A 14,373-nucleotide genomic window follows, 5' to 3' on the forward strand; every position below is an offset into this window, starting at 1 on the left:
CGACTTCAAAGACGGCCTAATATGCGTGATCAATTGTCCCCGCGTCGAATCAGCATGAAGCATTTTTTCCCCAGCACCGCCCTAGCCCTATTCATTGGTATCGGTCTGTTGCCGATGTCGACCAGTTCGTTTGCAGCCAATAGCTGGGACAAGCTTCAGCCTGATCGTGACGAAGTGATCGCCAGCCTGAACGTCGTCGAATTGCTGAAGCGCCATCACTACAGCAAGCCGCCGCTCGATGACGCGCGCTCCGCGATCATCTATGACAGCTACCTCAAACTGCTGGACCCGTCGCGCAGCTACTTCATGGCCAGCGACATTGCCGAATTCGACAAGTGGAAAACCCAGTTTGACGATTTCCTCAAAAGCGGCGACCTGAATGCCGGGTTCACCATCTACAAGCGCTACCTGGACCGCGTCAAAGCGCGTCTGGACTTCGCCCTTGCCGAGTTGAACAAAGGCGTCGACAAGATCGACTTCACAACCAAGGAAACCTTGCTGGTCGATCGCAAGGACGCCCCTTGGCTCAAGTCCACCGCAGAACTCGACGACCTGTGGCGCAAACGCGTCAAGGACGAAGTCTTGCGGCAGAAGATCGCGGGCAAGGACTCCAAGCAGATTCAGGAAACCCTGACCAAGCGTTACAAGAATCAGTTGACGCGCCTGGACCAGACCCGTGCGGAAGATATCTTCCAGGCGTACATCAATACCTTCGCCATGTCCTACGACCCGCATACCAACTATCTGTCGCCGGATAACGCGGAAAACTTCGACATCAACATGAGCCTGTCCCTCGAAGGCATTGGCGCCGTGTTGCAGAGCGACAACGACCAGGTGAAAGTCGTACGTCTGGTACCTGCCGGCCCGGCCGACAAGACCAAAATGGTTGCACCGGCCGACAAGATCATCGGTGTTGCCCAGGGCAACAAGGAAATGGTCGACGTGGTCGGCTGGCGCCTGGACGAAGTGGTCAAGTTGATCCGTGGGCCCAAAGGCACCGTGGTGCGCCTGGAAGTGATCCCGGCCAGCAATGCGCCGAACGACCAGACCAGCAAGATCGTCCCGATCACCCGCGAAGCGGTGAAGCTTGAAGACCAGGCGGTGAAGAAGTCGGTCCTCAACCTGAAACAGGACGGCAAGGACTACAAGCTCGGCGTCATCGAGATCCCCGCCTTCTACCTGGACTTCAAGGCTTTCCGTGCTGGCGATCCGGATTACAAGAGCACCACTCGCGACGTCAAGAAACTGCTCACCGAGTTGCAGAAAGACAAGGTCGACGGCGTGGTCATCGATCTGCGCAACAACGGCGGCGGTTCCCTGCAGGAAGCCACCGAGCTGACCAGTCTGTTCATCGACAAAGGTCCGACCGTTCTCGTGCGTAATGCCGATGGTCGGGTCGATGTACTGGAAGATGAAAACCCGGGGGCCTTCTACAAAGGGCCGATGGCGTTGCTGGTCAACCGCTTGTCTGCCTCGGCTTCGGAAATTTTTGCCGGCGCCATGCAGGACTATCACCGCGCATTGATCATCGGTGGCCAGACCTTCGGTAAAGGCACCGTGCAGACCATTCAGCCGCTGAACCATGGCGAACTGAAACTGACGCTGGCCAAGTTCTACCGGGTTTCCGGCCAGAGCACCCAGCATCAGGGCGTACTGCCGGACATCGATTACCCGTCGATCATCGACACCAAGGAAATCGGCGAAAGCGCACTGCCTGAAGCCATGCCGTGGGACACCATCCGCGCGGCCATCAAGCCTGCGGTCGATCCGTTCAAACCGTACATTTCGCAGCTCAAATCCGAGCATGACGTACGCTCGGCCAAAGACGCGGAGTTCGTGTTCATCCGCGACAAACTGGCCCTGGCGCAGAAACTGATGACGGAAAAAACCGTCAGCCTCAATGAAGCCGATCGTCGTGCACAACACGCCGATATCGAAGCCAAGCAACTTGCCATGGAAAACATCCGTCGCAAGGCCAAGGGTGAAGAGCCGCTCAAAGAGCTGAAGAAAGAAGACGAAGACGCGATCGCGGCCGAGCCAGACAAGACCAAACCAGAAGACGATGCCTACCTGAGCGAGACCGGGCGGATTCTGTTGGACTACCTGAAACTCAATACCGCGGTAGCCAAGCACTAAGTTGTAACAAGCAAGATGATGGCAATTTAATGCTGACGCTCTCCGGAGCGTCATCATACAGTCATCATTCTGTCGTGAAATAAAGGACTGGGAGCTCCTCTTTACCCAAGAGAGTGCTCCCAGTCCTTTTTTTATCGCCAGAGAAAGCCATGACCACCACAGAACAGCTGAGTGCCTTGAGTTCCATACTGACTCAAAGCGGTTTGCACAGCTTGTTCCAGCCGATCATTTCCCTCTCTGAACGACGTATTGTCGGTTACGAAGCCCTCAGTCGCGGCCCCTCCAACAGTCCGCTGCACTCCCCCCTCGCACTGTTCGCCGTTGCCCGTCAGGCCGGCCGCCTGAGCGAGCTGGAAATCGCTTGCCGTCAAAGCGCCTGCCGACGCTTCAATGATCAGCAACTGCCCGGCAAACTGTTCCTCAACGTTTCCCCGGAATCCCTGCTCGAGGCCGCCCACCAACCCGGGCGCACCCTGCAACTGCTGCAGGATTTCGGTATACCGCCGAACCAGGTGGTGATCGAACTGACTGAACAAACACCCACCGACGATTTCGAGCTGCTGCAAACCGCCCTGCATCACTATCGAGCGATGGGGTTTTCCATTGCCCTGGATGATCTGGGCGCAGGCTATTCGAGTTTGCGGCTGTGGTCTGAATTGCGTCCCGACTACGTGAAGATTGATCGACACTTCATCGACGGCATTCACCAGGACGCCCTCAAGCGCGAATTTGTCGGCTCGATCCTGCAAATTGCCAAGGCCTCACGGGCGCAAGTGATCGCGGAAGGTATCGAGCTACCAGAAGAACTCGCAGTGTTGACCGAGATGGGCGTGGATCTGGTTCAGGGTTATCTGCTCTGCCGCCCCCAGGAACATCCACCTCGTGATGCCCGAGCCTTGATGCCCAAACGGGAAAGCACAGCGGTGGCATTGAATGATGAAGTCAGCGACCTTAGCGCTTTGCTCAACGACCAACCGGCAGTGGGTCGCGATACCCCGACCGCCACCGTCCTGGAAGCCTTTCGCCGCCAGGCCAATCTGAACTCCCTGGCGGTGCTCGACGAGCAAGGCCAGCCCTGCGGCATCGTCCACCGGCATTCGCTCTCCGATGCACTGCTCAAGCCTTTTGCCACCGACCTGTTCGCCCGCAAGCCGATCAGCCGTTTAATGAGTGATGACTTCCTCGCCGTTGAGATGAGCCAGTCGTTGCAACAAGTGAGTCGCCTGATCACCAGCCGCGCGCGGCAGCGCATCGAAGAGGACTTCATCATTACCCTCAACGGCGGTTACCTGGGGCTGGGCCGAGTGATCGACGTACTTAAACTGATTACCGAACTGAAGATCCAGCAAGCCCGTTACGCCAACCCGCTGACCCTGCTGCCGGGCAACGTGCCGATTCAGCAATGCCTGTCGCGACTGCTGCAACAGCAACGGGAGTCGGTGATCTGCTACGTCGACATCGACAGTTTCAAACCCTTCAACGACATCTACGGCTACGGCCGTGGGGACGAAGTCCTGCTGTGCCTGGCGCAATGCCTGAATGATCGCGTCGACCCTTCCCGCGACTTTGTTGGCCATATCGGCGGTGATGACTTCCTGCTGGTGCTCGGCCCGGAAGACTGGCGCAAGCGCTTGAACCAGTTGCTGGACGACTTCCAGAGCCAATGCCGACGCTTTTATCGCAGCGAACATCTGGAAGCCGGCTGCTTCATCGCCCCAAACCGTCAGGGTGTGCGTCAGGAGTTCGCGTTGCTGTCACTGTCGATCGGCGTGGTGCATTTACATCCACAGGCCTGTGGACAACTCGATGCAAGCCAGTTGGCGGAGATGGCATCGCAGGCCAAACATCACGCGAAGAATGTGCCGGGGTATAGCGTGCATGTGATTGATAGTCTGGCGGTGCCGGGTGAGGATTTGCTCGTAGGACAGCGGTGATTGATCTGACGCCTTCGCGAGCAAGCCCGCTCCCACGATTCAATCCCATTTCGTCTGGACTAACTCGGTTGAATTGTGGGAGCGGCGGTGCGACGATTCGACTTGCTCGCGAAGACGCCAGTTCTGCCAACTCAGATTGAGGGTGGCGCTTCGGAACCGCGCGACGCCAACTCTTTCAGTTTGATCTCGGCCAACGGATGTCCTGCTTTGGCGGCCATCTCCCAAAACCGCGCAGCTTCAACCGCATCGGGCGCCTTGCTCGGCGTCCCCGCCAGACTAATCACGCCCACCTGATACGCCGCTTTGCCATCCCCCGCCAACGCTGCCAGGCGCAGCAAGCGCACGCCCTCTTCGCGAGCGCCAAGGCCGACGCCGCGAAAGGTCAGGATGTGGCCATAGAAGCTCTGGGCGCCAACATCACCCAGGTTCGCCATACGTGCGAACTGGCCTTCGAGCCAGCTCCAGCCCCGCGGCTGACGCACAAACCATGACCAATGAAACAAACGGCGAGCCAGCCAGTAGCTGGCCCGCGCCTTGAGTTTTAAAAACACTCAGGCCTCCGCCGATTCCGGGTACTCATATTCGAACACCCGCACCACTTCCGAGGCATGCCAGGACGCTGCGGCGACCCCATCGGACGGCCCGGAGAAACGCCCCAGACGCTCGACACATTCAAAGAATCCTGTGCGCGGCAGGCGGCTGGCGCCCTGGCTGATCACCAGGGAACTGCGCAATGGCTGCTCGGCCTTGGCGTCCAGCGCGGCCAGATGTTCAAGGGCGGCGGTCAAGGTTTGCATGGCCGGTGTGGGCAGTTGCAAACGTTCAAGCAACGCCCGGTATGTCAGAAGATGACGCTGGCGGCGTGCCTGATCCAGTTCGCCCAGCAACCCGTCCCAATGTTGACGACTGATGCGTACGCTCACGATTCATCCCTCCACCCTGGCACCGTCAACTCCCAGGCCAGGCTGCGGCGAATCGCAGCGTCGGGTAGACGCTCGCCACTTTCGATCAAGGCCAGATAAGACGGGCTGATGCCTACCGTGCGGGCCAACGCCTCGATGGCGATGCCCTTCCCTTCGCGCAAACTGCGTAGTTGATCCAGACCCGGAAGAATCTGGTCTGGTGTTGCCGCCTGACGCTCTGGGGCGACCCGCGGCGGTTGTTCATTGATGCCTGCTGCTTTTAGTAGAGCCTGATATTGAGCCCATGGAAGAACCGCATACTCGGGCTCTCCTTCGCGTGTAATTATCTGAATATCCATGACTACCCCGTAGGACAACAACACTTAGCGAGTCGGCACTTTTCCCTAGAAGTGTAATCCTAACAGCGGCCAAGGTCGCGGGGGTATCAATCTATGGATGAGATTGAATCAGTTCAGTTTTTTTTCGGACCCTGAAGTTGAAGTTGCTCCGGGGTATCGGGCAGGCGTTCAACCACTGCAAGCTTTTCCGGCAACTGACGCTTGCGCCAGGCGCGGAAGGCGTTGAGTTCATCGTCGAGAACTTTCATCAGCCAGGCCAGCACTGCGATGTCATCGAGCATGCCGAACACTGGAATGAAGTCCGGAATGGCATCAATGGGACTGAGGAAATACATCAGGCCTGCCACCACCGATATCAACGCTGTGGGGCTGATAGCCCGATACTCACCGCGCCAGTAAGCCAGGCAGAGTGCCTGCAACAGGCGTAGATCATCCTTGAGCTTGCCCAGCCGATTACCCTGGCTGGCACCTTTGCTGGCTACCGCGAAGAGCAAGGTCGGCAAACGTCCACGCGCGAGCAGGCGTCCGGCCAGAGGCAGGAAACGAGCGAAATTCCAGGGTGTTTTCATCATTTCCTCCCACTGAAATGTTATCCACACAAATTGTGGATAACCTTGTGAACAGAGCTGCTTTTCATGGCTGAAAGCCCCGTTTCATAAGGGCCCAACTCAGATCGGGCGTTTTTTACTCACATAAAAAAACCCAAGAATTCATTGACTTGGCGCTCTGGCGCGGCTAGCGCGGGCGTCCTCAATGGCTATGACTCCAGCCTACAGCATCCGTTCGCTTTGTTTACCTTCGCTAAACGCCAGATGCAACAACGCCCCGCATAAGCGAGGCGTTGTTTTTAAAGCAGACGCTGATTACTTGGCAGTAGCGTCTTGTTTTGCCGGATCCTTGATCGCCAGCAGTTCCAGGTCGAATACCAGCACCGAGTTGGCTGGAATCGCCGGGCTTGGGCTTTGGGCGCCGTAAGCCAGTTCGCTAGGGATGTACAGTTTGTACTTCTCGCCAACGTGCATCAGTTGCAGGCCTTCGACCCAACCCGGAATCACACCGCTGACCGGCAGATCGATCGGGCTGCCACGCTCGACGGAACTGTCGAAAACGGTGCCATTGGTCAGGGTGCCGGTGTAGTGAACGGTCACTACGTCGGTCGGCTTAGGCTGTGCGCCATCGGCTTTCTTGACCACTTCATACTGCAGGCCCGAAGCGGTAGTGGTTACACCGGCTTTCTTGGCGTTTTCTTCGAGGAATTTCTTGCCGGCAGCTGCCGACTCTTCGCTCATTTTGGCCATACGCTCTTCAGCACGCTTTTGCAGTGCTGCGAAGGCTTCGACCAGTTCGTCATCCTTCAGCTTCTGTTCTTTCTTGCCGACGGCATCTTCGATGCCTTGGGCTACGGCTTTGGAGTCCAGATCATCCATGCCTTCCTGAGCCAGGCTCTTGCCCATGTTCAGGCCAATCCCGTAGGAAGCTTTTTGCGCCGGGGTTTTCAGCTCTACGCTGGTCTGCGAATCACAACCCGCAAGTACCAGGCTAACCAGGGCCACCGCCGCCGCCAACCGATGCTGTTTCATGCTATTTCCTTGTTCATGCGCCTAAAGGGCAATCGAATAAAGCCGCGAGCTTATCAGGCGGCCACGACCAATGGCTACCGGCATGAGAGCAGGAAACTTCTGATAAGTTCAGGGGTTTTAACGCATTTCGGGAATGGGCTGATGAAGCTTCTGTCATCTTGCGCCCACAGAGACGGGTACCGGATCCCCCTGCATCTGGCGTAATGGCCACTTGCCGCACCTCAGATGCTGAGGCATAAGGAAGCTATAAATCGACAAGGACGTTTATCTTGCGCCTCTTCTTCCGCTTGCTGGTTCTGTTCGCAGTCCTGCTGGGGCTGTGCCTCGCCGTGGCTCTGTATTACGTCGCCAACCCGAAATTGCCGGCCTGGTCACCCGTGCAGCAAGTGCATTACCTGGAGCAATGGAGCACCGCCGACCGTGAGACTTACTACTTCACACCTCAGGGTACCGAGGTCAAAGGTTTGCACTATGACTGGTTCAAGGCCCTCGAATTACCGTTCTCGCAACAGCGATTCGCCGCGCCCGAATACCTCGCCCGCTTCGGTTTTCTGATCGACCCCAACCAGCGAGCCACCCCGAACAACCCCGGTAATCTGCCCGTGGGTTTTGCCCGTCATCAGAACCCTGGAAGCCAGGACGAGTTTCTGGACATTACCTGCGCCGCCTGCCACACCGGCGAACTGCGCTTTAACGGCCAGGCCGTGCGCATCGATGGCGGTTCGGCACAGCACGTTCTGCCCTCCAGCGTTCCTACTTTGCGCGGAGGCAGTTTCGGACAAGCGCTGGTAGCGAGTCTGACGTCGACTTACTACAACCCGTGGAAATTCGAACGTTTCGCACGCAACGTATTGGGCCAGGACTACGATGCCCGGCATCAACAACTGCGCAAAGACTTCAAAGTCTCTCTCGACACTTTCTTGAAGGTGGCCTGGAACGACACCCATCGCGGGCTCTATCCCACCGAAGAAGGCCCCGGCCGCACCGACGCTTTCGGGCGCATTGCCAACGCCAGTTTCGGCGATGCGATTTCCCCCGCCAACTACCGTGTGGCCAACGCCCCGGTCGACTATCCGCAACTGTGGGACATGTGGACCTTCGATTGGGTGCAGTGGAACGGTTCGGCGCAGCAACCGATGGCCCGCAACATCGGCGAGGCCCTGGGCGTGGGCGCCACGCTGAATTTTTTCGACGCTAACGGCCAACCGCTTAAAGGAGACGCCCGTTATCCGTCCAGTGTCCGCTTGCGCGATCTGCACCTGATCGAACAAACCCTGCAACGGCTCAAACCGCCAGCCTGGCCGGAAGAATTGCTGGGCGCCGTCGACAAAACCCAGGCCGCAAAAGGTCGCGAATTATTCACCGAGAACTGCGCTGGCTGCCATGTACCTCGATCGGTCCAAAGCGAAGGGCGCTGGGTGCAACATCTGAAAATGCTGCCCGTGGAGTTCATCGGCACAGACCCGGGCGCGGCCAATAACATCGCCGACCATCGCTTCGACCTCACCGCCCTGCAATGGGACCCGACAGAGCTGGCGCAACTGGATGTTCAGTTGCAGCCGACGCCCGCGGAATCGCTGGATTTGAGCAAGCTCTCATCGGCTAAAGGGTTGGCCTACATCACCGCTTTCGTCGGAAACCGGGCCTACCGTGATGCAAACATTCCTACGGCCGAACGACCGGACATGGATGGCTTCGGCCTGCCGATTGGCGTGCGCGAATTGCGCGCCTACAAGGCGCGACCATTGGCGGGAGTCTGGGCCACTGCACCGTTTCTGCATAACGGTTCGGTGCCGAGCATTTATCAGTTGCTCTCGCCCCAGGATGAACGCGCAACCACCTTCTATAAAGGCACTTTCGAGTACGACCCGAGGCACCTCGGCTATCGCACCGAGGCCTTCGCCAATGGCTTCATGTTCGACACGCGCATCACCGGCAATCACAACAGCGGCCACGAGTTCCGGGCAGGCACCCGTGGCAACGGCGTCATCGGTCGCCTGTTGCAACCAGAAGAGCGCTGGGCGCTGCTGGAGTATCTGAAAGTGTTGGGCGGTCCGTTAGAGGCGCAATTGCCATGAGTAGACTCTGGATGCGTTTAGGCGCCTTTCTCGGCAAAACCCTGCTGTGGTCGCTAGGCCTTGGATTGCTCGCCTGGGCGTTGGCCACGGCGTGGTTCGCCTGGCAGCACAGCGGCCCGGTTTCGGCTGAAGAACTGATTCCGGATGGCGAATCAGCGATGACCCAAGACATCATCCAGACGGCCGTGCGCATTGTCGATCAGCACCGTGAAAGCACCCGCTATCTGCGCGACGCTCATGCCAAGGCCCATGGCTGCGTGAAGACCGAGGTTCAGGTGCTGCCGGATCTGGCGGGCGAACTGCGTCAGGGTGTGTTCAACGAACCCGGCAAAACCTGGCAAGCGACGATGCGGCTGTCCAACGGCAATGCCTACCCGCAGTTCGACAGCATCCGCGACGCACGGGGCATGGCAATCAAGTTGCTCGATGTGCCCGGCAAACAACTGCTGCATGACCAACAGAGTCGTGGTGAACAGGACTTCGTGATGTTCAGCCATCCGAATTTCTTCGTCAGCGATGTCGCCGAGTACCGTCAGAATGTAGCCGCACAGGCTGACGGCAAGAAGCTGATGGCGTTCTTTCCGGGCTGGGACCCGCGGACCTGGCAGGTTCGCCATCTGTTTATCGCGCTGGCGACACTGTCACCCGCCCCGCAAAGCCCGACCCAGACGACTTACTTTTCAGTTTCGCCCTACAAATTCGGCGAAGCCAATGCCAAGTTCCGCGTCATGCCCGATCCGGCAAGCTGCCCGACTTACACCCTGCCTGCGCAAAACCAGAAGTTGCCGAACTTCCTGCGCAATGCGCTGCACCAGCAACTGTCGACCGACCGGATCCCGGCCTGCTTCGTCTTGCAGATTCAGCGCCAGGACCCGGCCAGGTACATGCCGATCGAAGACACGAGCATTGAGTGGCAGCAAAACGATGCTCCGTTCGAGACCGTGGCGCGGATCAAAGTACCCGCCCAGGACTTCGATACGCCTGCTCTGAACGTGCAATGCGATAACCAGTCGTTCAACCCGTGGTTTGGCCTTGAGGCTCATCGCCCCATTGGCGGCATCAACCGGTTGCGCAAAGCTGTGTACGAAGCCGTGAGCGACTACCGACACAGCCGCAACGCCGAACGATAAGAAGGCAAAACGAAAGAAAGCGACCCAAAGGTCGCTTTCTCGGTGGAGCCTCGGCAGAAGCCAAACCCCAGACAGCAAAAAGCCCGCATTAAGCGGGCTTTCTGTGGAGACCTGGCGTTCAGCGTTCCAGGTTACCGAATATGGCGCAGCGGACGGGACTCGAACCCGCGACCCCCGGCGTGACAGGCCGGTATTCTAACCGACTGAACTACCGCTGCGCGTAGCGTTGAAAGTAAATGGTGGGTGATGACGGGATCGAACCGCCGACATTCTGCTTGTAAGGCAGACGCTCTCCCAGCTGAGCTAATCACCCTTTACCTTCGTTGCGGGGCGCATTGTGCCACAGATTTTCATAAAGTGTTGATTTAATTGAATAATTTTTCAAAAAAATCTGAAAACCGATAAAACGACGCGACCTGCAGGAACAACTTGCAAACTTTGGACAGAAAAAAACCCGCGTTAAGCGGGCTTTTCCGTGGTGACCTGGCGTTCAGCGTTCCAGATAACCGAATATGGCGCAGCGGACGGGACTCGAACCCGCGACCCCCGGCGTGACAGGCCGGTATTCTAACCGACTGAACTACCGCTGCGCGTAACACTGGAAGCGAATGGTGGGTGATGACGGGATCGAACCGCCGACATTCTGCTTGTAAGGCAGACGCTCTCCCAGCTGAGCTAATCACCCTTCACTTTCGGTGTGGCGCGCATTCTACGTAGCGACCACACCTCTGGCAAGCACTTTTTTAATTAATTTTTTCAGGCCTTCCAAAGGCTTAGAGAAGGGTTGGCCTATGGCGCTGCGAAGAGAATAATGCCCCCCTTTGTATAAAGGAGAGACTCGCCCCATGTGGTTCAAAAACCTGCTTATCTATCGCCTGACCCAAGATCTGCCTTTTGATGCCGAGGCGTTGGAAACTGCACTGGCCACCAAACTGGCGCGTCCATGTGCAAGCCAGGAGTTGACCACCTACGGTTTCGTCGCGCCGTTCGGCAAGGGCGAAGATGCTCCGCTGGCGCACGTCAGTGGCGACTTCCTGCTGATCGCCGCCCGTAAAGAAGAACGCATTCTGCCGGGCAGCGTCGTGCGCGACGCGGTGAAGGAAAAGGTCGAAGAGATCGAAGCCGAACAAATGCGCAAGGTCTACAAAAAGGAACGCGATCAGATCAAGGATGAAATCATCCAGGCCTTTTTGCCCCGCGCCTTTATTCGTCGTTCGTCGACTTTCGCTGCCATCGCGCCGAAACAAGGCCTGATCCTGGTCAACTCGGCCAGCCCGAAACGTGCCGAAGATCTGTTGTCCACCCTGCGTGAAGTCATCGGCACGCTGCCGGTACGTCCGCTGACCGTGAAGATGTCCCCTACCGCGACCATGACTGAATGGGTCACCACCCAGAAAGCCGCGGACGATTTCTTCGTGCTGGACGAGTGCGAGCTGCGCGACACCCACGAAGACGGCGGCATCGTGCGTTGCAAGCGCCAAGACCTGACCAGCGAAGAAATACAGCTGCACCTGAGCACCGGAAAAGTGGTCACTCAGCTGTCGCTGGCCTGGCAAGACAAGCTGTCTTTCGTTCTTGACGACAAGATGGTGGTCAAGCGCCTGAAGTTCGAGGACTTGTTGCAAGACCAGGCGGAACAGGACGGTGGCGAAGAAGCCCTCGGCCAACTGGACGCCAGCTTCACCCTGATGATGCTGACCTTCGGCGACTTCCTGCCAGCGCTGGTTGAAGCGTTGGGCGGCGAAGAGACCCCGCAGGGGATCTAAAAGGTAAAAGGTTATCCCTGTGGGAGCGAGCCATGTGGCGAGGGGATTTATCCCCGTCGGGCTGCGGAGCAGCCCCGGCATTTCAAAGTTAAAGCGCGTTTACGACTGCTTCGCAGCCGAACGGGGATAAATCCCCTCGCCACATGGCTCGCTCCCACATTGGTTTTGTGGTGTTACTCAAGAATAAGGATCAGGCCATGCGCGCACTGGCTGCATTGAGTCGTTTTGTCGGCAACACCTTCGCTTACTGGGTACTGATTTTCGCCGTCGTGGCGTTCCTGCAACCGACCTGGTTCATCGGACTGAAAGGCGCGATCGTGCCGCTGTTGGGCCTGGTGATGTTCGGCATGGGCCTGACCCTCAAACTCGAAGACTTCGCCGAAGTCGCTCGCCATCCATGGCGCGTGGCCTTGGGCGTGGTTGCGCATTTCGTGATCATGCCCGGTGTGGCGTGGTTACTTTGCCAGGCGTTCCACTTGCCGCCGGAGATTGCTGTCGGCGTCATCCTGGTCGGCTGCTGCCCTAGCGGCACCTCGTCGAACGTGATGACCTGGCTGGCCCGCGGCGATCTGGCGTTGTCGGTGGCCATCGCCGCTGTCACCACCCTCCTCGCCCCGCTGCTGACCCCGGCGCTGATCTGGCTGCTGGCCTCAGCCTGGTTGCCGGTGTCGTTCATGGAGCTGTTCTGGTCGATCCTGCAAGTGGTGCTGCTGCCAATCGTGCTCGGCGTGGTTGCCCAACGCGTACTCGGTGATCGGGTTCGTCACGCGGTAGAGGTGTTGCCGCTGGTGTCGGTGGTGAGCATCGTAATCATCGTCACTGCCGTGGTGGCTGCCAGCCAGGCGAAGATTGCCGAATCCGGCCTGCTGATCATGGCCGTGGTGATGCTGCACAACAGCTTTGGCTATCTGCTGGGTTACTTCACCGCAAGGCTGTTCAAGTTGCCACTGGCCCAGCGTAAATCCCTGGCGCTGGAAGTCGGCATGCAGAACTCCGGGTTGGGTGCTGCCTTGGCCAGTGCGCATTTCTCACCGCTGGCGGCGGTGCCGAGTGCGTTGTTCAGCGTCTGGCACAACATCTCCGGAGCGCTGCTTTCGACGTATTTCCGCCGGATGAGCGAAAAAGAAGATCGGGAAACTGCGGCGCAGCAGGCTATCGACTGATCCGAAAACTTGATCCCCAGGTTAATGATGGGCACTCTATTGCAAAACGCGAGGACGACCTCGCGGCTCGATCGAGTCATTAATCTGGGGACGACCCCGTCAATCGATGGAGGTCTCTCATGTCCTGGATCATTCTGTTTTTCGCCGGCCTGTTCGAAGTTGGCTGGGCCGTCGGCCTGAAATACACCGATGGCTTCAGCCGCCCTCTCCCCACCGCATTGACCGTTACCGCCATGGCTATCAGCCTTGGCTTGCTCGGCCTTGCCATGAAGGAATTGCCGCTGGGCACCGCCTACGCGATCTGGACCGGTGTCGGTGCGGTCGGGACGGTCATTGCCGGGATCATTCTGTTCGGTGAATCCATGGCATTGTTCAGGCTAGCCAGTGTGGCGTTGATCATTTCCGGGCTGGTTGGGCTGAAAATCAGCGCCTGACTTTACTGCCGTTACTAAAAAGCCCGCCCCCCTATTGATACTGACAGGGGGAGCGGGCTTTTTTAATGGCGTGTATTAACCGATCAGCTCTCGGCCAGCTCCATGCATTCACGCGCCACAGGAGCCTTTTGCGCATGCTCAAGCTGCATGCAACGCTCCAGGAACAGGAACATGTAGTCGTAGCTCTTGCAGACGGCCTGACGCAATTCCATTTGCAGGGATTTGCTTGGGTTCATACCCGCCAGCGTGCAGATGATTTCCAGGGCTTCCCACGGATGGGCATCGTCGTACTGGGCATGCATCTTCAACCATTTCATGGCTCGCTTGCGATCTTCCTCCGGGAATGAGGCCGCGTAGACACCACTGGAACAGACCAGCGCCGACCACTCCCCGGTCGCACCTTCAATGGCGTAGTTGGTGGCGGCAATGGCAACGATCAGCGAATCCGACGAACTGGTGTGCCAGCACCAGTGGCTCAAGGCGTGAAGTTCAGGGACAACCTTTTGCGCTTGCAGATCTTCCAGGCTGACGCCGTGAGCACGACTCCAGTGCACCCAGTAATCGGCATGGTTCAATTCGACTCGAATGTTACGCATCAGCCAGCGACGTGCCATGTCTTCACCTGGATGGCGGGCAAAGCGAGTCTTGGTCAGGTTCTGTGCCATATATAACGCGAACTGTTCGACCACCGGCCAGCCACCAATCAGGTACTGACGCATAGTCTTTGCACTGAGTTTGTTATCACGCAGACGCTGATACAGTTCATGTTCGACAACCCGGCGCTTGCTCTCGCTGCAATCATGGATCAGGCGTTGAGCCCAGCCGGGATAACTTGCAGCTTCCATGAGCGGTCCGGTTCGGTTGAATGTGTCGATCACTGTCGAGCTCCTT

At 58.0% G+C, this 14,373-nt stretch carries 13 protein-coding genes and 4 tRNA genes; 7 read left to right on the top strand and 10 right to left on the bottom strand.

From position 1 onward, the window contains the following. The first annotated feature begins 54 nt into the window (after nt 1–54). A complete protein-coding gene (locus tag IB252_RS28060; RefSeq protein ID WP_165934026.1) occupies nt 55–2,136 on the top strand; it encodes a carboxy terminal-processing peptidase in 2,082 nt (693 codons plus the stop codon). A gap of 149 nt (nt 2,137–2,285) precedes the next feature. Continuing rightward, nucleotides 2,286–4,070: a bifunctional diguanylate cyclase/phosphodiesterase gene (locus tag IB252_RS28065; protein ID WP_192410954.1), complete on the top strand. Its 1,785-nt coding sequence runs from the start codon at nt 2,286–2,288 to the stop codon at nt 4,068–4,070. Between the two features lie 131 nt (nt 4,071–4,201). Here IB252_RS28065 and IB252_RS28070 read toward each other — a convergent pair whose 3' ends face one another. The 5 genes from IB252_RS28070 to IB252_RS28090 form a co-directional block, all read right to left on the bottom strand. After that, entirely contained in the window at nt 4,202–4,621 is a 420-nt protein-coding gene (locus IB252_RS28070) for a sel1 repeat family protein (protein ID WP_192410955.1), read from the bottom strand. Then, nucleotides 4,622–4,993: a hypothetical protein gene (locus tag IB252_RS28075; protein ID WP_003223109.1), complete on the bottom strand. Its 372-nt coding sequence runs from the start codon at nt 4,991–4,993 to the stop codon at nt 4,622–4,624. Next, a complete protein-coding gene (locus IB252_RS28080) occupies nt 4,990–5,331 on the bottom strand; it encodes a helix-turn-helix domain-containing protein (RefSeq protein ID WP_024164567.1) in 342 nt (113 codons plus the stop codon). Before IB252_RS28080 ends, IB252_RS28075 begins: the two co-directional genes overlap by 4 nt. A 113-nt stretch (nt 5,332–5,444) precedes the next feature. Further along, nucleotides 5,445–5,900 (bottom strand): YkvA family protein, encoded by a 456-nt coding sequence (locus IB252_RS28085; protein ID WP_111452384.1) that lies wholly within the window; start codon nt 5,898–5,900, stop codon nt 5,445–5,447. A 294-nt stretch (nt 5,901–6,194) separates the two neighbouring features. Then, the gene (locus IB252_RS28090; RefSeq protein ID WP_111452385.1) at nt 6,195–6,911 is read right to left on the bottom strand and encodes an FKBP-type peptidyl-prolyl cis-trans isomerase; all 717 of its coding nucleotides are present in this window, start codon (nt 6,909–6,911) and stop codon (nt 6,195–6,197) included. A 269-nt stretch (nt 6,912–7,180) separates the two neighbouring features. Between IB252_RS28090 and IB252_RS28095 the strand changes: the two genes are divergently transcribed. Together IB252_RS28095 and IB252_RS28100 are read left to right on the top strand one after the other, a co-directional pair. Further along, complete coding sequence (locus IB252_RS28095; RefSeq protein WP_192410956.1) at nt 7,181–8,989, top strand: di-heme-cytochrome C peroxidase; 1,809 nt, start codon at nt 7,181–7,183, stop codon at nt 8,987–8,989. Next, nucleotides 8,986–10,119, top strand: coding sequence for a catalase family protein (locus IB252_RS28100; protein WP_192410957.1), 1,134 nt, complete (start codon nt 8,986–8,988; stop codon nt 10,117–10,119). Before IB252_RS28095 ends, IB252_RS28100 begins: the two co-directional genes overlap by 4 nt. A gap of 141 nt (nt 10,120–10,260) precedes the next feature. On the opposite strand, the gene IB252_RS28105 is transcribed toward IB252_RS28100, so the two are convergent. The 4 genes from IB252_RS28105 to IB252_RS28120 form a co-directional block, all read right to left on the bottom strand. After that, nucleotides 10,261–10,337: transfer RNA gene (locus IB252_RS28105), tRNA-Asp, on the bottom strand. A 19-nt stretch (nt 10,338–10,356) separates the two neighbouring features. Next, nucleotides 10,357–10,432, bottom strand: a tRNA-Val gene (locus tag IB252_RS28110). A 200-nt stretch (nt 10,433–10,632) separates the two neighbouring features. Further along, nucleotides 10,633–10,709: transfer RNA gene (locus IB252_RS28115), tRNA-Asp, on the bottom strand. Between the two features lie 19 nt (nt 10,710–10,728). Next, nucleotides 10,729–10,804 (bottom strand) — tRNA-Val (locus IB252_RS28120). 160 nt (nt 10,805–10,964) lie between these two features. On the opposite strand from IB252_RS28120, the gene rdgC reads away from it, so the two are divergent. The 3 genes from rdgC (at nt 10,965) to sugE (ending at nt 13,482) form a co-directional block, all read left to right on the top strand. Beyond that, nucleotides 10,965–11,885 (top strand): recombination-associated protein RdgC, encoded by a 921-nt coding sequence (gene rdgC, locus IB252_RS28125; RefSeq protein WP_008151195.1) that lies wholly within the window; start codon nt 10,965–10,967, stop codon nt 11,883–11,885. Nucleotides 11,886–12,082: 197 nt separating this feature from the next. Then, a complete protein-coding gene (locus IB252_RS28130; protein ID WP_192410958.1) occupies nt 12,083–13,048 on the top strand; it encodes a bile acid:sodium symporter family protein in 966 nt (321 codons plus the stop codon). 119 nt (nt 13,049–13,167) lie between these two features. Then, nucleotides 13,168–13,482, top strand: coding sequence for a quaternary ammonium compound efflux SMR transporter SugE (gene sugE, locus IB252_RS28135; protein ID WP_123368989.1), 315 nt, complete (start codon nt 13,168–13,170; stop codon nt 13,480–13,482). Nucleotides 13,483–13,565: 83 nt separating this feature from the next. Here sugE and IB252_RS28140 read toward each other — a convergent pair whose 3' ends face one another. Further along, nucleotides 13,566–14,327 carry an iron-containing redox enzyme family protein gene (locus IB252_RS28140; RefSeq protein ID WP_225607624.1) on the bottom strand — a complete coding sequence of 254 codons (762 nt, stop codon included), beginning with the start codon at nt 14,325–14,327 and terminating at the stop codon, nt 13,566–13,568. Between the last annotated feature and the right edge of the window lie 46 nt (nt 14,328–14,373).

Source organism: Pseudomonas sp. PDM10 (assembly GCF_014852295.1).
GTDB lineage: Bacteria > Pseudomonadota > Gammaproteobacteria > Pseudomonadales > Pseudomonadaceae > Aquipseudomonas.